Genomic DNA, 17,831 nt, shown 5'->3' with positions numbered 1-17,831 from the left:
CCGCCACGAAACCGGCCCATCTACTACGTTTGGGCGACATCCCCCGACCATGGCGTCTCGGGCAGAAATAAAACCGCAGGTAGACGGCCTGCGGCTTTCGCGAAATGCGGGGTATGGTCGAGGGGTCGGGCTTAAACGTAGTAGATGGGCCGGTTTCGTGGCGGCGGCATCGCAGGCAGCCGACCGAGGGCGCCCGGAAATGAGCAAGCAGGCTATTTGCAAGTGAAAACTAATGCCATGAATAAGAAAACAGGCCAGACATATTGCCTGACCTGTTGAAAAACCTGGTGGGCCCTCCGGGATTCGAACCCAGAACCCAGGGATTATGAGTCCCCTGCGCTAACCGTTGCGCCAAGAGCCCTTATAAAGTGGCACTTGCAGTTGGGGTGGCAGAACAGCCTCCAACGCTTTGAACCACGTCGTGAAATACTACCATGCACGCGGCGCCCGTTCAACGCACGATCTTGTCGACCAGGAGGATCATGGTGCCGCCTTTGACCTTGTGTGCCTATATGAAAAAAGGCCCCAACTTGCGTTGGAGCCTCATTCAATGCTCGGGTGGAGACGAGGGGGATCGAACCCCTGACCTCTTGACTGCCAGTCAAGCGCTCTCCCAGCTGAGCTACGCCCCCGTGCGAAGAAGTACTATACGGGAACTCGGACGGCGATGCAAGGAAATTTTTGGAAAAATTTTCCGGCGGCATCGCAGGCAGCCGACCGAGGGCACCCGGAAATGAGCAGGGCATCCGTCTAACGACCGATTTCCAGCCAGTTGCACAGTACGTTGGCTCGTAGCTCCATTTCCGTCGTCTTTTGCGCCTTAGTTTTGCACCTATAGCGTAATTCCAAGCGCGAGCAAAGACTTCTCACGATCGCATCAAGCTGCTCGGCATCGTTAAGCATGTCGTGCGTAACCAGGAAGACGTCATACCCCATACTTTGCAGCGCCGTCATGCGTTTGGCATCGTGGTCGAGCACGGCGCCTGATCCGTGGATGACCTCTCCCTGAATCTCCACGATGTCCGCCTTCATTATGGTTGGATTCACGATCACGATATCCCCGTAGCAGACATTTTGCCCTGCAATGATCTGCGCCGATGCGGTAAGCGGCGTAAGGTCGTTAACATAAACGTTTCGAAAGCCGGCACCGCCGCGAGAGCGTGGAAGCGATAGCAATAAAATTCCTGCAACTTCAAGCGGAGAAGCTGCTATACCTGTCACCAGCTGCGCGGCGTTGTAAAACTTTGTACCCCACTTTCGTCTTTTCATCTTACTGGCGTACTCATGAAGCTCGTGTAATTCGATGAGCGGCTTCCTCATCCAGAGCGAAGTGCCCTTTAGCCTTGTGACCTCCTTCGTTTTCTTTTGTCCGTTGGGCTCCTTCGTGTTTACCTGTTCTTTGACTTTTATGCGCGCATAAACGCGTTTCCATTGTGGTTCGTCTTGGCTTTCATCGAGGTCAAAGAGGGATTCGGTGGTTGCATTCTCGGCAGCGTCATTGGCTTTGTCTAGATCCGCTTCTGCTGTGGCGGTAGGCTCAAAGACTGAGAACCATCCGCAAAATTCGTACATGGCAAGGACAAGATCGGTTGGAGACACAAAGCGCGCCATGGTGAATAGCGTCGCAAGTGGATTGGTAACCCTAAAGCTCATCGCGGTTTCCAGTGTGCTGTCCACCCCCGAAGCATCATCACAGCGGATCGTTGTCCGTAATCCCGAATGGTAGTTAACGCCACCGGGCACTGTTGTGGTAATAATCGGGGTCTTGAGGACGTTGACTACAAAGGGCGATTGAGATATGGCTCGCCAGCCGTCTTCTGGGCTTGGCAGTCTTGGGTAGAGGTCGCGCACCTGCGGTGGGCAGCGCCAGTAGCGGAAAGCGGTGTTTGCGCAGACGATTTCGTCCATTTGCGTCTCCCGTGGTATCGGCCATAGACCGTGCGGATTGTGGGCATCGCCGATTATCTACTGGCGCATCATGCGGGTAAGTACTGGAAGCTGACCAAATGCTGACCAAATGCTTGACGAGTTCTGCCGAAAAACCGTCGTGTGATAGAAATCCGCTGGAAGGTGCTCTGAGCGTGTGGTCTCTGTCTCCAAATTTGCGCTCGGATCACATGGGGAATTCAATGAAATTACGCATGCGTTTTATATAAAACGAGCAATGACGTCAGCAAAAAAGGTGCGAGAAAAAACGACGCCTTAGACAACTACGATTATTCTTGGTGTCAAAAAGAAAAAGGCCAGAGGCTTAAGACCTCTGACCTGCGCTTTTGATGGTGGGCGATACAAGATTCGAACTTGTGACCCCATCCGTGTGAAGGATATGCTCTACCCCTGAGCCAATCGCCCGTCGCCTTTCGGCAAAAGAGATACTATCATAGCCGCGCGTGGTTTACCAAGAACTTTTTGCCCTCGATTTAAATTTCGTGGGTGCTAGCCAAGCCAAAGCGATCAAAGCAATCGGCAAAACCGCAGTTAAACCACCATTTACCGCTTAATCCACGAAGTCTCGGGGCGGCAGATCAGTCGCGCGTTGTTGTAAGCCATGTCGAGCGTAAGGCAGGTGCGCGCAGCGTAGAAACCGTCCTCGCGCTGGATGGTCAGCGCCAGCTCGGGCTTGTCGCCGGTTAGGCACAGCGGCAGCAGCTGCTGGATCCGGCCGCCGTAGAACTGCGGCACGGCAAGCGTGTAGTTGGCGGCGGCGCGGCGGGCGGCCTCGACGACGGCACCCTCAAAGGCGCGGCGCAGCAGCAGCGAGTTGCCCTCCCCCATCAGGCTGGCGGGAATACGCGTAAGGTTTTCCTCGTCGCCCAGAATGTGGTCGATGTTGGAGCGGATGGGCAGTCGATAGTCAAAAACCAGCTCGGAGGGGTCCTCAGCAAAGCGCACGCGGCACGGCAGGTACTCAAACGAGACCAGCATGGGGTCGCTTTCCTTAAAGAAGCCCTTTAAAAACCAGCGCTGGCGCGCGTCGGGCTTGGTGTTGGGCTCAAACAGGCCGTAGATGGTCTCGTAGCGGCGCGTGTACAGGCCGGTATTGAACAGGCAGCGGTCGTCGTCGAACACCAGCGGCAGGTTGGACGGCGCGGTCTGGTTCACGTCGCGCTCGGTCAAGAACACCGCGCGGCTAAACGAAAACGACAAGTAGTTTTTGAGGATGCGGTTGCTGGGACCCCAGTCTTCGGGATCGGCGAGGTCGGCCAGGCGGTCGTAGCAGGGCTCGGGGCAAAACGCGAAGTCGTACACATTGCTGCACAGGGTGCTGGGGATCTCCATATGGCTTCCAATCAAGATAATGGCAGGCGTGCGGATGCTTAGATTCTATACGTGCGACGGGTCGCCCATGCCCGCAATGCAACCGCGGCGCAGCTCCTCGGCAAGCCCGCTGGTCGTACGGTTTCCGGATACGAGGTCCTGGATCCAAGCGTAGTACTGGTTGTCTTTTGCCTCCGGGCTGTCGGACAGCACGACCGGACTGCCGACGAGCCTTAGAACGGACAACGCGAAGACAAGGCTGGTGCGTTTGTTGCCGTCCTCAAAGATGTGGTCCTTGACCATGTGCTCGGCGACGTAGGTGGCCTGGTCAAAGATGTCTGCGAAGAGATCGGTTGGCGATTGGCCGAATATCGTACAGAATGCACCCGCAAGCACGGACTCGATGCATCCAAGCTCAAGCGCGGCCCGGTCGCCTGTGGCGTCGGTTGTATAGCAGCGCCCGACCGTCATCAGCGTGCTATGTAGGCGCATCACGGCAGCGGCCATAGCTTTGAGCGAACCGGTATCATCGAGCACGAGCGGCGCGAACGGATGAGCGCTTCGCTGCGTAGCCGCCATCATGAGTTCTCCAAGAGTCTGAGCGCGTTGGGCATGGCAGCGATGGTTAACTCAACTGCATGGTCGATCGACATAAAGCCGTCGAGCGAAATCGGTAATGTTGGATTTGCCTCGTGCGCTACTGAGTAATCTTCTTGAGTAGCGCGACCAGTGCCGTCATCTGGCTGAACATGACTCCAAAGCATGTGCGTCTCCTTTATAGCTTCGTAGATGGAAAAGACTGCGAGTCGTACTCCAGAACGATCGGTTGCCAGATGAGGTCTTCAATACTGCAGTCGAGCGTGTTTGCGAGCGCCAATGCCGAGGAGACCGAGGCGCGGCGTAGGTCGAGCTGGTTCTGCTCGTAGAGTTGTATGGCGCGAAGTTTAACCCCCGATTGGGCGGCGAGCTGTTTTTGCGTTAGGCCAGCCGCCTTTCGTGCCGCTTTGAGGCCCTTTTTGTCTGCCTGGGCGTTGTTCCATTTATCAATGACAATCTGGGCGAATTTGTCTTCGGAGGCCTCGTGGAGCGGATGGTACGAGCCAATGATCCAATCGAGCGGAGCGACTTCGAGTAGCTCATTAAAGCCCAGGCTGCACATCCATTGCGCATAGGCCAAAACCCAGCCCGCCCAATACTGAGGCGAACGGTCGAACGGATAGGTCTCCCTGCATTCGACGGGGGTCAGTCCCGCATGGGCGATAATATCGCGCGCGAGCTCGTCGCCCGCCATGCCGCAGACGACGCGAGGTATACCGCGCTCAAACTGTTTCATCTCAAAAGCGTTCGACAGGATCGCCGTCAACTCGGCTGGAGTCAGCCCTTGGTCACAGAGGGCAAAATCGACCGCCTCGCCCAGCGTTCTCATGGCATCCTCGAGATACATCTCACTGTAGGCGTGGGTCATCGCCCGTCATCCCCTCTCGAATGATATCGACGATACGGATTCCCTCAAATGGATTTTCGGCAAGTAGCTCCCGATACTGTGCCCTTGCCGCTTTATCTCGCTCCTTGGCCAATGGACCATACAAAGCTTGCGGCGCACGTTCAAATCCAGCAAAACGAATGCTCTTAAACGCGCGCTCGCTTTTGAGCACAATCTGCTCTCCCAAGCTGCCGAGCCTCATAGATCGACCAAGCTGATCGACGGTAATCGTATTGTTCACAAAAGCTCTGGCATAGCTAAAGTACGAGTCGTCCGCGCGCCATCCCCTTATTACGTCGCAAGTGCTAGTGTCAGGTAGAAAATGATCGTGGAGATATTCGCACGCCCCCACGGCAATAGCGGTGTCCTTGCGAAAAGAACGATGTTCTACAAGCAACGCTATCCAATGCAGAACTGAATATTGCGGCGATAGCAGGTCGAGTTCCTTGAGATTGGCCATATCGAGTTCATAGCGATTCGCAAAGCCATCGGCATCACGCGAACATGCCCATTCCCTTGCAAGGTCGAGGCTCTCTGTGCAATAGAATCCCTGTCCATAGTCGTTATGGACTTTCCCCAGGCCAAGCTGGGGAGTCTCAATGATTTTCTGAGAACCATGCCACAGTTCCACGCGAGTCTCCTAACAGGTATCTCTCTAGCGATAGTATAGCAAACTATCGCTAGAGAGATACCTGTATTCAAAGAGCAAAAGGGTGTATGGAACCGAGTTTGAGTTCAATACTGGCTTCTAAGACTCACCGAGCCCGGAAGTATGCGGCAAAATTAAGACTTGCTGATAACGCCGGAGCACACTAACGCCTCAGCCTGCTACAGCACTTCATAGATGCGCACCTCATCCTGTTCGATGCTTTTGCGGAAGGCCGGGCGCATGTGCTCTGGTGGGTTGGTGACGATATCAACCTTTCGCCCAAGCTCCTTCTCGAGCTCATGGGAGAGTTCGTAAAGCGTGCCGAACGTCATGGTGTTGCCGCAGACTAGGCGCAAGTCAATATCGCTATCAGGCGTTTGCTCGCCTCGGGCAAACGAGCCAAACAGATATGCCTCGCGGACGTCGTAGCGAGCCAGCACGCGGGAGACCGCAGTGGATATGTCGGAAGGCGAAATCATGGGCTATTTGCCGTTCAACTGCAGAACGTTAGAGGGCCAGCGCCGAAACCGCCGGTCCGGCTTTTTGGCGTTCGGCGAGCTCGAAGATAAACGGGGCGTTTGATCTAACAAATTCGGTCAAGAAATTGAGGTCATCAGCAGTAAATCCTTCGACGTTGAACCATTTGACCGCAGGCAAGAAGCATTCCGCATGGTCAAAGCCAAAGTCAACCGGGCGCTCGACGGCCACGCGAACGGTTCCGTCTTCTCTTGTCTCTGAGTAGGCAAATTGGGTGCCATCATCAAGCTGAACATAGCTCCAAAACATGACTACCTCCTTAGTGTTTATATTCGAGTATAAGGAGCAGACTAGATGTAACGCGGCGTGAATTAAATTATTCCTATAAGACACGAACTCTGACAGCTGGCCTTGTCCAGAAGTGGTGGGGGCCGAGTTCTGCCGACCAGAACCCGGTTTTGCGCTTTCGCGACCTGCGGTTTTATTAACAGAATTTGACTTGCGCTCGGCGGGCTCCGGTTTTCCCGCACATCCGGAAATCGGGAGCATCAGCAACGGCGTGCAGCTTTAAGAACCGCTGCTCCCAGCACGAACAGCAATGCGGACACGGCTATCCAATGGCTGTCGCTGGTTTTGGGGAGTGACGAGGAAGTCGCGGTGGCGGCCTTGGGCGTAGAGGCCTTGGCGGCCGTGGTGTTGGTCACTGTTGTCGTGGTTACCGTCTTAGTCGCGGACGCGGGCTTCAGCGTGGGATTCGTCGACGAATCCGCAGCTGGCTCGCCGGTAGCGGGGTCAGTGCCAGGGGCGGACGGACCATCGCCCGGCACCTCGGGCCCACCGGTCTCCCCTGCCGACGTCGTGGCATCCACGGGCTCGATCGACACATGCGCTGCCACGGACCTGTCGGCATTCACCACGCCGCCCGCGCCAAAGGCCCCGCCCGCAGGCGCCACAAAGCGCGCGGATGTAAGCGACCCGCCCAGGCAGGCGACGCCGCCGTCGATACCCGACGCGTCCAGCCAGGATGCATCGACGGTAAGCTGCCCGGCCGCGCCACCGCCAGCAGCCCCGCCCAGCAGACATACACCATAGGCGCGCACGCCCGCCCCGGAGCCCGTACCCGCGGCGACAACGCGCCCACCGCCGCGAACGGCAAGACCGTCCGCGATCACGCCGGCCACTCGCGCGTCCGCGATGCCGGCGCCGTCAGCCCGCGCGTCAACCTTGCAGCCGTCCACCGCGAGCGTCCCCGACACATAGATCCCGCACTGCGAGCCCGTGGCCACCAGCGACCCGGTGCCGCGGAGCGTCAGATCGTCCCACACCTCCATGCCGCAACGCGAAATGTCCACGTCGGGCGCGCTCGTCTCGACAACAGTGTTCTGCCCGGTCAGCGTCACCACCAGGTCGTCGTCGGCGCCGATGGCCTCGCCCGTGTAGCCGTTAAGCTCCAGATGGTCGGCATCGGTCCAGACCCATCCGGGGCCCGACACGCCCGGCTCGTTGTACGTGGCGCCCGCAATGAACAGGCTGTCCGCGCCCGCGGCATAAGAAGGCCCGCCCAGCAAAACGCATAGGCAGGCCATGGCAGTAAACAGGATGTAGTGTCGGCTGGTGTGGAACGCGGCGGCAAACATAACCGTTCCGATCTTCGCAAGAGCCAATGGAAACTGTACCAAGAAATACCCTGGTAGCAGTAGCTATTAGTGTAGCGAGATCAAGCAAGGGACGATGAAGAAGCCTGAGATCGAACCCCAAAATTAGGTGTAAATCGTTTTGCCAGTCGGTAAAAGGAAGAATGATTGACACATAAGAGGGTTCGGATGATCTTCGTAAAACGAGACACTTAAGTAGACAATTTAGGAATTCATGCCCACCCTCCAAAGAAAAAATGCCTCCAACCCAAAGAGATTGAAGACATCTTCTCGATGGGCTTTCTTTTGATTTCGTTGGTCGCGCCCTACGACCAATTTCCTTCTTAAGTGTACTAAAGATGCAGATGGCGTGATACTCGTTCATTGTTTACATCCGACTTGTCAACCCTTATCAAATCGCTGAATAGATATTGTGTCATGTCGATGCGACAACAGGCATGACGGATTCCATATCGGACGTAGCCGCGAAGGCATTCGTCGCCCAGCCGTGCTCGAGCGTCGGATTCCAAGAGATGATATGGAAGAAGCAATGCGTATATATCTGGGTAAAACTTAGGAAGCCAAATGCAGAAATTCATACGTGAAGGGAATTTAAAATGCACCAACTAATAATTCTTGGAAATGGTTTCGACTTGACCTGCGGACTGAAGTCCAAGTTCTCTGACTTTTACAGAGATAGGACGAGCGGGTCATTCTCAGTTGAATCGATTCCTGAGGACGAAAGAAAAGCTTGGGATATGATACTTGCTGAAAAAGGACAAGACGACCCTTTATGGTGCGATATAGAAAGTCTTATCTCTGCATACGTCTTCCAAGAAGACGGATTGGGCTCAAGGCTAGACAGAATGTTTAGCGTTACGGGTTTGGCCATTGACCTATCAAGCACAATTCCATTCCCGCGGCCAAAAGACGATTTATACAAATTTGTGTCGACTCGACTCGGAAAAGAAGATGTTTCACAGGCGGAACTTACAAGCTACCTCCTATCTTCGCTAAAAAAATATGAGAGCATTTTTGCGAGATATCTCTAGGAGCAAGTAGAGGAAAACGAAGATTATAGAGAAAAGGCCGCAGTGTATTTTTCAGCCATACGTGATGCCTGCATTGAAGAATCCCAGCAAAAGAATTATGAATCTTCCATTCTTAACTTTAACTATACGACCCCATTTAAATCGGAAGATCCGAAACTAGGAATTGTTGCTGCTCGGAATATTCATGGCTCACTGGGCAGAACGGACATCATTTTCGGCATTGACGGAAAAGACGTCGCTGAAGATGATCCGGCGCTGCCGTTTACAAAAACATATAGGCTTATGTCGTTGGAGCCATATAAAAGCGAGACTGTAAAACTCTGTGACAGCGATACCGGTTTCATCAAAATATTCGGACACTCGCTTTCTCGGGCTGACTATTCCTACTTCCAATCAATTTTTGACACTGTCAATTTATACGGCGGAGATACTAAACTTGTATTTCTATATAAGAAGTATCCAAATAAGCCAGATAAAACAGTTGATGAGCAGGCAATTCGTGAAGAGCTGTACTCACGCATATCGCATCTTCTGTATGAATATGGAAGCACACTCGACAATAAAGACCATGGAAAAAATCTCATGCATAAGCTTCTTCTAGAGCAAAGGTTGCTTATTAAAGACGTTGACGAGAATAAATCGGTCTTGCCTTCCAATATTAATTTGCCTTAGCTATTGAAAAATAGACTGAAACATCTGTCTATGGAAGTCAGATCTAAATTTTCTGGTGTGCATTATTTGCCTGAAATAAGATGCACCAGGGTTTTTAGGGCTAGCAATCGTCCGCCCGAAGACTGCTCGCGAGCTCAGTCTCAATTCTCAGGAGCTAGGGTAAATCCCGCTAAATAAAACTGCTTAGCAGGCGCATGCTTTAACACCTAATTCAGACTCGGCTCCCACAGGTGGTAATTGAAAGATAGGGATTAAAGAACGAAATTATATCTATCAAAGTGAATTTAAAGGCTAATGGGGCTTGTTTAACCAAAAGAGCGTGTATCGGCGTAGCCGATACACGCTCTTTCTACAAATGGATTTATGCAATAGGCTAGAGTCGGCTCAGTCGCCTCTCCCTTAGTCCCGCTTAAACAGATCCCTCGTGTACACCTTGTCCGCCACGTCCGCGAGGTCGTCGCTCCAGCGGTTGGCGACGATCACGTCGCAGCCGCCTTGGAGACCTCCAGGTCGTGGGTCACCTCGGAGCCGAAGAACTCCGGCGCGTCCAGCGTGGGCTCGTAGACCACCACGGGCACGCCCTTGGCCTTCACGCGCTTCATGACACCTTGGATTGAGCTCGCGCGGAAGTTGTCGGGTTGGACTTCATCGTCACGCGTTGCACGCTCACGACCGGCTTCGACTTGCCCTCGCACAGGCGGTCCCACACCATCTCCAGCACCTCGTCGGCCACAAAGTCCTTGCGCGTGCGGTTGGCGTCTGCAAGGACCTCAATAAGGTTCTGGGGCACGTCCTTGTAGTTCGCCAGCAGTTGCTTAGCGTCCACAGTAGACGACTACTAACGTAGTCGAAGCTGACTGATGCCCCCCTTACTTCTTCCGCCCCTAAAAACGAGAAATAACTTGATAGCACACGTCAATACGCTTGAGACACATAAGGGTAACGACAATAAAAATGCAGCATAGAGCTAGGGAGAAAGCGGTAAATAGGTTATTCACGGCTGCGATATCGTTGATCTCGCCGGATATAGCCTGAGTAATCGTCTTTCTCCGTACCACCTGTAGCGCGCTTCAATACCGCCATCCAAAAACATGGATATTGCCCTTCAGCACCGCCCGCGGCGCGCTTGAGTGCCGCTCGTATCTACGCCCGCGCCCTACCGGTCCGCTTCCTGCATGTTCGAGAGCCATACCGGTAGTCGAGAGAAAGGAACGGATCATGGCAAGAAGGATACCGGCGAAGGAGGTACTCAGGCTGAGGTCGTCGAACCTGTCGCTCAACGCGATCACCGCCGCGCTATATGCGTCGAAGGCCGGTGTCTCCGTCGTGCGCAGGGCCGCGGCTGAGCACGACGTCGCCTGGGAGGAGGCGGAACATCGGAGATGGCCGCCGTGAGGTGCGTGCTCGAGAGCTGCACGGCGGAGCTAGATGGAGCCCGGGCAAGGCGTTAGGCCTTCCCCGTCCTTGCCAGAAAGCTGCCATCAGAAGCTCTTCTGCAAATCCTAAGCCTCGCCTACGACGAGCAGGCGGACCTGCTGATCTCGCGCGGCCTCATGGCAGACTGAGAAGAACTCGTCGGCAAACTCGAGCGCGAGGGATAACAGCGGGCAAGCTCGGAGTCAGCGCCAAGGTAGCCGAATCCTGGCTCGTTGCGCTCAACACTGTGAGGAACTGCTGCGCCCACCATGGTCGCCTCTGGAACAAGACGATTGGCACCAAACCCATGATTCCAAGGGATGACACCGCCTGGCACGAGCCCCACGAGGTCGGCAACCACAAGATGTTCGGCACGCTCACTGCGCTCTGCTACATGCTCGAGACCATCGCGCCGGACACCCCATGGAGGTCGCGCCTCCTCGATCTCATGGAAGAGAGGCTGCCTCGCGAGGAATGGCGAGCCATGGGCTTCAGAGACGGCTGGGAGAAGTGCCCGCTATGGTCAAAGTGGCTAGTCAACGAAAAGGCCGATGAAAGCATCAACGAAAAGAGCCATCAGAACGAAGGGCAGCAAGACTAGACAAAAGGGGCGCGGTCGAGGCGTTCTGCTCCCATCGCGAGGCGCCGCGCTCGCGCGGCTTCCTCGACGCCGACGACTCGACAGCGTGTTGACGCGCCGGCTTTCCCTCATCTTCGGATGATGTGAGGGGTCGTCGGACTACTGGGAAAATTTGTCACAGTTTGTTTGACCTGCGGTTATTAACAGCCAATCACCAACAAAACGGACTAGCGTTGAATCCCGTCTGTGTAATCTTTCTCGCATTCTTTTTCGAATGGAGACTTCTGCTTTGCGAGTTCGAGCATGTCATGCTTTTCTTTTATTTGATCTACATGCATGCTGGATTCAATTGCCCAGTAAACTCTAAACCCTCTTTTGCAAGCTGCCTTCTCAATCCTTTCCACATCACAATCCCAGCGCCATAATCGAGGCTGCCGGTAATAAGCGGAAGGACGATATCCTTTCTCGACAGGAAATATATATTGCTCAAACCAAGCAATTTTATTTCCCTCCTCATCAACCCAAGTCATAGGGTTTTTGGGCAGAGGCTCAAATCCGAGCTTCCTCATAGCAAAAGAAGGGAACACCTGACAGTCGCAAAACGTCATGGTTATACAACCTGCCAGCGCATTACATAAGGAGTCGCTGCCATCAGAGACGCGAGACGCTCTTCCCCCTCCTCTATAGATTTGGAGACCATAGCACCCGAACTCCCTATCGATAACGTTATCGGGGCGTTCACAACCCAAAGGTGATATTCGAGCCGTGCCGTATTGTTCGTATTCCATCCCGCTTCCGTATGGTATGTACAATTTCCATCCCAGACATGCTTCTCCCTCGTTTAGTTCACACATGGGCAAGCTTTGGACAAGACTAGCCCCGGCGGACATGTCGCCTGATTCGAAAAAGGCGATAGCTTCAGATACCCCGAACGCAGACAGGTCTTTGCAGACGGGAAGCTGAGAAATAACCCATGCATCAGCCGGGTCAACGAGCATCGACGCTGAAATGAAGCCGGGAACATTCCGCCAACGGCCACGACACATCTCGGCATAGAGGAGTTCCTGACAGTAGTGATCAAGTCGGCCAATAGGGAGAATAGTCTCGTCATTTCTCATGTACTTTTTGATGAAAAGCGCCGCCTCGCCTTCAGCAAATGACTCGATATCGTCTTTTATATCGGCGCAGTCATCATTGCAGTAGAGACGAACCGTCGAAAGATAGTTCTTTATGAGAGACGGGATTTTTGAGCTCCCACTCCCAGTAGGCACTGGGGCATCCACATCAGACTTAAGAATAATCCCGGGCTCTCTCGTCGCAAATGAAAGGACGCAAGCTTCATCTGCCCTCGTCAATGCGTCGAAGATCCCATAGAGGCAATTTAGGATATCGTCTTCTTCTGGACAGACTCGCATCCAACGGTCGAGGACCTTCTCCAGCAGAGTTCGTCCGAAGGGGTCGATTGTTGGCAACGCCACACATACACGGTTAATTATCCCCCGCACGTGCAGCCCTCCCCATGAGATTCCCCTCACTGCGTTTTCCAGCCTATGCGGATCCTGCGGGACGATAGAATCAAGAAGGATATCCGTCGCTAGCTCTGGCAATGAAGCAGGTTCCGGCAAACTACGAACTTCTTTCTCCAAGACTGGAGGATTACATCTGCCGTTGCAGGTTATCCATCTTCTTTTGCTGTCGCATTCGAGTTCAAATATAGTCTCAAAAAGGGTGGGACTCTTTGCCTTCGTCCTGACCCTGACGGCATACGCGATATCGCTCGACGCCGATCCGAAGCCATATCGATCCAGCCCTTCGTTTCGATACGAAAGAAATTTGTAAAACGAATCATCGTCTGCATAGCTTGCTATGCCATCGACAAGCTGTGTAAGAGCTGCGGAGTGATGAACCCATCCCTCTTTTGAAAGGGCGAAGCCCCTCGACTCCGCAAGACTGCTGTAGATCTCGTCATTATCGAATCCGCGCCTCTCTAGCTCTGCGCACGCTTCAGCAACGGGTTCCCAATGCCAGCAATCAATCTTCTGACGGAAGGCGGCTTCCTTTACTTCAGAGTCCGAAAGGGGTCCGAAATCTTGTTGGCCACCTGAAGAAGCTTTACCGGCATTAGGCAGAGGTGGATTGTGCTTTGGAGCATCTTTGATGGCATTCTTTATTTCAGATACTGCATCGAAGAAATCGAGCTTGCATCCAAGCTCTTCCGCCCTTTTGCCGCAAATCTCAAGATAGCCACGGATGCCGTTCATGTCTTCTGTTGAGCAGCATGGCGCATGCCCAAGTAGGCCGGCAAAAACCGCAAGCACGTCATTCAGGCACTCCGCCCGAATCAGCATAGCCCTCAGCTGGCACTCTATGAGGGAATAGTCATATCTGTACTCTTTCCGCCAAGAGCGAATCATCGACAGCTGCGACGGGCTCACGCTTATTGCCCAATGTGCCACCGCCTCCATCAACGCATCCGACATTCTGTTGTATCCTGACAAAGTTGCAGCGTTGTCCAGCTCAAGAAGTTCAAGCGCTTGGGCTTCTGTCACCGCGCCAAGGTCAGAAAGCGCTTCGAAGCATTCAATCAGATTGGACAGGGAGTAGTCCTTGTGATCGGTAAATCTGGCAGAACCGAAAAGGATGGCCTCATCACAATGCACTGCGAGCTCTTTATCGTAAGTGAGAAGCAAGGGTTTTAGCAGGCCGTGAATCTGCGCAGCTTCTTGGGATGCCAGCAAGAATGAACCGTCGGGTCCATACTCTTTCAGAAGGTATTTCCCTGGAAGGGCGCTGCCAGCCCTCTGAAGATGATTAAGTATCTGCAGCTTCGTACAGAGGGCGTGATTAGAAAAGATAAAACTATCAAGACTCTTCTCTTCAAGCGCCCGCGCGCAGAGAGCCCTTCCTCTTTCAGCTACAAAGACCATGTAGGGAACAGCGCACGCCTCGATTACGAGCGCTCCTGGGCAAGACGGGGCCTGGGCCCATTCCTCGAGCACAAGAGCCTCTTTGGTTCCCGGAAGTATGGGTTTATCGTGCCCCATGGAATATCCAAGACAGACGGCGGCTCTTAGCGTCCTTACGAACGGCAGGTATTCCCTATGGGAACCGTCGATCCAGTCAGTTGCCGTTTGAGCGCTCAACACAAGAGAATCGAAGCCGCTGCAGACAGATTCAAAACCGAAGATAAATGCCTCGGCAAACAGGGCAAGCGAAAAATCTTGGTTGTAGACATTACCCTCCCTCGGAGCCAGTAGCGGTCGCTCTCTCTTTGCTTCAGGCACGGCTTCTCCCTCAGATAGGCAAAGGGCATAGGCCAACGTCCCAAGCTCCCACTCGAATGAGTAACGCGCAAGCCATGAAAAGAGAATACATCGTGCAACACGCGAAGCAGAAAGTGCGCCGGACAATACATCCCTCATCATGTTCGTGGTGGCATCTGCTGAAATCGGGATTTCGGCTATCCTTTCAGAAACGCTGTCTTCTGCTGTGGCCCACTCAAGAGTACCCCTCACGTAAGCATCCCTGAAACAGGACAGCAAGTATTCTGTGTCGAGTAAGGGGCTGTGATTAATGCGAAGCTCGTCATAGCTATGCCCACGTGCAGCGGAGAACGCACCCCACGAAGACATGAACCTTGACGGGCCGTCCTCGTGCCTATACCGCCCATCATCCCCATCTGCTCTAGACAGTATCTCTGCCGCCTTCGCGGGGGTGAGGCCCGAAAGCCAGATATTATAAAGCTCGTTGCTCAGTTCTGCGCATCCCGCTTCCTTCGACAGCCACAAGCACCTGTCGAGCATCGTTGCATATTGATCGGCCGTATTCTCGCAAAGAGGCGGAACCACGTAATCCATACCCACTAAGGCTTCAAGATGGAGAAAAGGCCTGCGTTCGAGCCAGTATTCGAAATGTTCGTTTATCTGAGATAGCGTTGTCAGCGCAAGTTGGATCTTAAATACTTTTTCAAGATTTCTAGACTCGCATACCAACTCATATGTCGTCTTCGCCTGTTCTCGAAGAAGTTGCCAAGGGACTCCGTGAGCCACCGCGTCGATTACGTATGATGTGTCGAACAGGTCGATGCACTCCTCCACATGCCCTGCGCTGGCAAGCAAGCGGATGGCGTAGCACGACCTGACCACGTCACCCTCCATTCCCAAAGCAGCATCCGCGAGCTTATTAGAAGCATAGTCCAGATATCCCTCCATGCCGGGCATCAAAGCCTTAGCGCTCACGAAGAGCCTGAAGTCGTTATGCACGGGGCGCGATGACCCATCAGCACAGGTCCTCATTAATGGGAGGAGCGTAGAAATGTCCCTTATTACCACATGCTCGCCAGAGAAGTCATCAGGGAATGCCTTGCAAAGGAGCCTTGGGTAGACGGCTCCATCGAAGAGATGCATCGAGCAAACAATTAGATTCAACGCGTTTGATCCGCCGCCATGATGGCGCTGGACCTCTTCGTTAACCCTCCGCCAGATGGATTCGTAGTACTCTTCAACATTGTCCGAAAGACCTGACGACCTTAACTTCTCAATAGCGGAGTCACAGCTATCCTCTTTGGCGACGGTGTGCACGGCATACACCACAGACAGTGTGTTCCCCTTGGTCATGTTTACGATCTCGTTGGCTAAGACCAGATTCTCATGGCTGGAGAGGCTCGCCCTTTCCGTAAGAAGCATCAAGATATCATCAAAATCAAGATCGGGAACGTCCATCACCTCAACACCTGCATGCTCTCTCTTGAGCCATTGGGGATAGGAGGGATACGAGTTAGCAGGCTGACCCGACACAACGACTCGAACACCTTCTGGGATGGAATCTGGAGAAGGCAAATGCTTCAAGAAGGTTAGCTTTTCCTTGGCTCGCGCTGCGTGATCGATACCATCTATGACGATAGTCGTCCTACATCCCCGTTTATCCGAAAGCGCCTCAGCAAGCCTCAATACCTCACCCCGAAGCTCGTCTTCAGTGCAGATTTCGTTAACAATAGGTATGTGGGGCATGTCTCCAGCTAGTTCAGGTACTTCCCGAAGCTGATTCAGGAGGGTGCTCCAAAGGTCCTTAGGGGAAACGATGCCGGCATCGGGTGAATAGTTGAAGTCATCAACATCCAAAGGCTTGAATGCGTAGAACCTGACAGGATGCGGGTCCATCCTCTCGCAAAGACAGCTGACCAGCCTCGTTTTTCCAGAGCCAGGGCGCCCTTGGAGAAAGACCACCTTGCTACTGGACGATTTCAGCTTTTCGCACAAAGATGAGCATACTCTTTCCCTGCTTGGAAAAACCGGAACGGGAACGGGAACCTTGATCGGCTTCTCAAGAGGGTTTCGGTTCAACTTGCAAATGCATTTTTGGGCAATGTCGGCAGTGACAACGTTGTTTCCGGCAGCTGTTGTCCATCTCCTGAGTTCTGCCACCAGAGCATCGAAGACCCTCGAGGCGAGTTCCTGAGAGCCTGCACATATTTCATCTCTCACCCTGCCTACTAGCTCAGTCTCCTTTTCGTTTAAGGATGGAGCCCCCGTCTCAAATGTAAGGTTCTTTAGGAAGGGCAGAATATCGGCCTCGTCAAGTTTCGTCGATTCTGCGAATTCTTTCCATTGGATTTCAAGGTTCGAATCAGGAAAAACAATTTTGGAAAATGATGTGGCCGACTCGAGTTGTGCGGACACCTCACTCCAAAACTTATTAAGCGCAAGCCTCTTATAAGCCTTGCCCTTGTACACTCCATCGCTCATGTTTGGACCCATTTCGCGATTCGTATACAGAACAATCTCAGGGCTTTTACCCTCTTCTTCTACAACTTGCTTCCATCCTGCTGCAAGAGAAGCCAAGAGGGACTTCTTTGAGGCACCTCCCTCGCTCGGTTCCCTCTCCGAAATCAGCGCACCAAACGTCAAATTGCTTGAGCTAGATGTTGACATTTTCTTGTGCTTTACCTGGACACATACCATAGGTAACCCATGCGAGCGACGAACGACGACATCGTCAACTCCTTCGAGACCAGCTTTCTGGAATGTAACGGATTCAATATCGCCGTCTTTTTCAAACATGGAGATTACGTAGTCGAGACCGACATACCACTCGAACCAATATGGATCCCCGACACCTGGCTGAACGCATCCCAATGACAAATCGCAAGCCTTCCAAATCTCAGTAAAATACAATGCGAATATTTTCCCAACTTTGAGGATCGTGTCCCCAAAGTTGGCGTAAGCATCACTTCGTCTGACTGAGTATTTGCGCGATTGCGTACCGCGAACATTGTTGGACTGTACCGGCGGTATCGTGAATCGGTACCGCCGGTGTCCGTTCAGTACCGTCAGCCGTATATGTCGCGCATGTTGACGTCTCCCATCTCAAGCCAGACGGTGCCGTGCACGATCCTGTCCATGATCGTCTCGGCGTGAACCCAGCCGCCCAGTCTGGCGTGCCAGTCCTTCGACCTGTACTGCGTGCAGAAGATGGTTGAGGACGAACCGTAGCGCAGCTCCATGAGCTCGAGCAGCATCGCCCTGAACAGGTCATCGGGCTTGTTCTGCAGTCACTCGTCGATCGCTTTAGCCCCATAAGCCTAGAACAACAAGGTGTAGCGAAAGCCAAG

General features: G+C 53.4%; 15 protein-coding genes, 3 tRNA genes and 2 pseudogenes. 4 read left to right on the top strand and 16 right to left on the bottom strand.

The genetic code is table 11. The features are described 5' to 3' along the window. Positions 1–285: 285 nt before the first annotated feature. From DXD49_RS04375 to DXD49_RS04320, 12 genes are all read right to left on the bottom strand, one after another. Positions 286–361, bottom strand: a tRNA-Ile gene (locus DXD49_RS04375). Between the two features lie 198 nt (positions 362–559). Beyond that, a tRNA-Ala gene (locus DXD49_RS04370) sits at positions 560–632 on the bottom strand. A gap of 118 nt (positions 633–750) precedes the next feature. Further along, the gene (locus DXD49_RS04365; protein ID WP_147347831.1) at positions 751–1,908 is read right to left on the bottom strand and encodes a hypothetical protein; all 1,158 of its coding nucleotides are present in this window, start codon (positions 1,906–1,908) and stop codon (positions 751–753) included. A 369-nt stretch (positions 1,909–2,277) separates the two neighbouring features. Beyond that, positions 2,278–2,352, bottom strand: a tRNA-Val gene (locus tag DXD49_RS04360). Between the two features lie 138 nt (positions 2,353–2,490). Then, positions 2,491–3,279, bottom strand: coding sequence for a DUF3825 domain-containing protein (locus DXD49_RS04355; protein WP_117794315.1), 789 nt, complete (start codon positions 3,277–3,279; stop codon positions 2,491–2,493). Positions 3,280–3,324: 45 nt separating this feature from the next. Continuing rightward, complete coding sequence (locus DXD49_RS04350; RefSeq protein ID WP_117794314.1) at positions 3,325–3,840, bottom strand: Fic family protein; 516 nt, start codon at positions 3,838–3,840, stop codon at positions 3,325–3,327. Continuing rightward, on the bottom strand, positions 3,837–4,022 hold the full coding sequence (locus DXD49_RS04345) for a hypothetical protein (RefSeq protein ID WP_117794313.1): 186 nt from the start codon (positions 4,020–4,022) through the stop codon (positions 3,837–3,839). The genes DXD49_RS04350 and DXD49_RS04345 overlap by 4 nt, the downstream gene beginning before the upstream one ends. 11 nt (positions 4,023–4,033) lie before the next feature. Next, a complete protein-coding gene (locus DXD49_RS04340; RefSeq protein ID WP_117794312.1) occupies positions 4,034–4,723 on the bottom strand; it encodes a helix-turn-helix domain-containing protein in 690 nt (229 codons plus the stop codon). Beyond that, entirely contained in the window at positions 4,704–5,372 is a 669-nt protein-coding gene (locus DXD49_RS04335; RefSeq protein WP_117794311.1) for a DUF3990 domain-containing protein, read from the bottom strand. Before DXD49_RS04335 ends, DXD49_RS04340 begins: the two co-directional genes overlap by 20 nt. A 197-nt stretch (positions 5,373–5,569) precedes the next feature. Continuing rightward, positions 5,570–5,869 carry a nucleotidyltransferase family protein gene (locus tag DXD49_RS04330; protein WP_117794310.1) on the bottom strand — a complete coding sequence of 100 codons (300 nt, stop codon included), beginning with the start codon at positions 5,867–5,869 and terminating at the stop codon, positions 5,570–5,572. A gap of 28 nt (positions 5,870–5,897) precedes the next feature. After that, complete coding sequence (locus DXD49_RS04325) at positions 5,898–6,176, bottom strand: hypothetical protein (RefSeq protein WP_117794309.1); 279 nt, start codon at positions 6,174–6,176, stop codon at positions 5,898–5,900. A 239-nt stretch (positions 6,177–6,415) separates the two neighbouring features. Continuing rightward, complete coding sequence (locus tag DXD49_RS04320; protein ID WP_147347830.1) at positions 6,416–7,546, bottom strand: hypothetical protein; 1,131 nt, start codon at positions 7,544–7,546, stop codon at positions 6,416–6,418. A 572-nt stretch (positions 7,547–8,118) separates the two neighbouring features. On the opposite strand from DXD49_RS04320, the gene DXD49_RS04315 reads away from it, so the two are divergent. Together DXD49_RS04315 and DXD49_RS04310 are read left to right on the top strand one after the other, a co-directional pair. Continuing rightward, the gene (locus tag DXD49_RS04315) at positions 8,119–8,553 is read left to right on the top strand and encodes an AbiH family protein (RefSeq protein WP_117794307.1); all 435 of its coding nucleotides are present in this window, start codon (positions 8,119–8,121) and stop codon (positions 8,551–8,553) included. A gap of 36 nt (positions 8,554–8,589) precedes the next feature. After that, positions 8,590–9,225, top strand: a pseudogene (locus DXD49_RS04310) (AbiH family protein); the annotation flags it as partial. A gap of 479 nt (positions 9,226–9,704) precedes the next feature. On the opposite strand, the gene DXD49_RS09980 reads toward DXD49_RS04310, so the two are convergent. Together DXD49_RS09980 and DXD49_RS09750 are read right to left on the bottom strand one after the other, a co-directional pair. Continuing rightward, entirely contained in the window at positions 9,705–9,827 is a 123-nt protein-coding gene (locus tag DXD49_RS09980; protein WP_255413636.1) for a hypothetical protein, read from the bottom strand. Beyond that, the gene (locus DXD49_RS09750) at positions 9,824–10,051 is read right to left on the bottom strand and encodes a hypothetical protein (protein WP_199568960.1); all 228 of its coding nucleotides are present in this window, start codon (positions 10,049–10,051) and stop codon (positions 9,824–9,826) included. Before DXD49_RS09750 ends, DXD49_RS09980 begins: the two co-directional genes overlap by 4 nt. Positions 10,052–10,525: 474 nt before the next feature. Between DXD49_RS09750 and DXD49_RS10040 the strand changes: the two are divergent. Further along, positions 10,526–10,915: pseudogene (locus DXD49_RS10040) on the top strand (hypothetical protein); the annotation flags it as partial. Positions 10,916–10,948: 33 nt separating this feature from the next. Then, positions 10,949–11,242, top strand: coding sequence for a hypothetical protein (locus DXD49_RS09885; protein WP_233541746.1), 294 nt, complete (start codon positions 10,949–10,951; stop codon positions 11,240–11,242). 206 nt (positions 11,243–11,448) lie between these two features. Here the strand turns inward: DXD49_RS09885 and DXD49_RS04295 are convergent, their stop codons facing one another. Next, positions 11,449–17,361: an ATP-binding protein gene (locus DXD49_RS04295; RefSeq protein ID WP_147347829.1), complete on the bottom strand. Its 5,913-nt coding sequence runs from the start codon at positions 17,359–17,361 to the stop codon at positions 11,449–11,451. A 188-nt stretch (positions 17,362–17,549) separates the two neighbouring features. Continuing rightward, positions 17,550–17,738, bottom strand: coding sequence for an ATP-binding protein (locus tag DXD49_RS04290; RefSeq protein ID WP_117794303.1), 189 nt, complete (start codon positions 17,736–17,738; stop codon positions 17,550–17,552). Positions 17,739–17,831 lie beyond the last annotated feature (93 nt).

The organism is Collinsella sp. TM05-38, assembly GCF_003466445.1.
Classification (GTDB): Bacteria; Actinomycetota; Coriobacteriia; order Coriobacteriales; family Coriobacteriaceae; genus Collinsella.
The sequence above is the reverse complement of the archived record's forward strand: the minus strand, read 5'-3'. Positions and strand labels throughout refer to the sequence as shown.

Excerpts from the sequence above, each read along its gene's own strand:
- DXD49_RS04365 (WP_147347831.1), bottom strand. The coding sequence starts at position 1,908 with ATGGACGAAATCGTCTGCGCAAACACCGCTTTCCGCTACTGGCGCTGC.
- DXD49_RS04355 (WP_117794315.1), bottom strand. The coding sequence starts at position 3,279 with ATGGAGATCCCCAGCACCCTGTGCAGCAATGTGTACGACTTCGCGTTT.
- DXD49_RS04350 (WP_117794314.1), bottom strand. The coding sequence starts at position 3,840 with ATGATGGCGGCTACGCAGCGAAGCGCTCATCCGTTCGCGCCGCTCGTG.
- DXD49_RS04345 (WP_117794313.1), bottom strand. The coding sequence starts at position 4,022 with ATGCTTTGGAGTCATGTTCAGCCAGATGACGGCACTGGTCGCGCTACT.
- DXD49_RS04340 (WP_117794312.1), bottom strand. The coding sequence starts at position 4,723 with ATGACCCACGCCTACAGTGAGATGTATCTCGAGGATGCCATGAGAACG.
- DXD49_RS04330 (WP_117794310.1), bottom strand. The coding sequence starts at position 5,869 with ATGATTTCGCCTTCCGACATATCCACTGCGGTCTCCCGCGTGCTGGCT.
- DXD49_RS04325 (WP_117794309.1), bottom strand. The coding sequence starts at position 6,176 with ATGTTTTGGAGCTATGTTCAGCTTGATGATGGCACCCAATTTGCCTAC.
- DXD49_RS04315 (WP_117794307.1), top strand. The coding sequence starts at position 8,119 with ATGCACCAACTAATAATTCTTGGAAATGGTTTCGACTTGACCTGCGGA.
- DXD49_RS09980 (WP_255413636.1), bottom strand. The coding sequence starts at position 9,827 with ATGAAGCGCGTGAAGGCCAAGGGCGTGCCCGTGGTGGTCTACGAGCCC.
- DXD49_RS09885 (WP_233541746.1), top strand. The coding sequence starts at position 10,949 with ATGATTCCAAGGGATGACACCGCCTGGCACGAGCCCCACGAGGTCGGC.
- DXD49_RS04290 (WP_117794303.1), bottom strand. The coding sequence starts at position 17,738 with ATGCTGCTCGAGCTCATGGAGCTGCGCTACGGTTCGTCCTCAACCATC.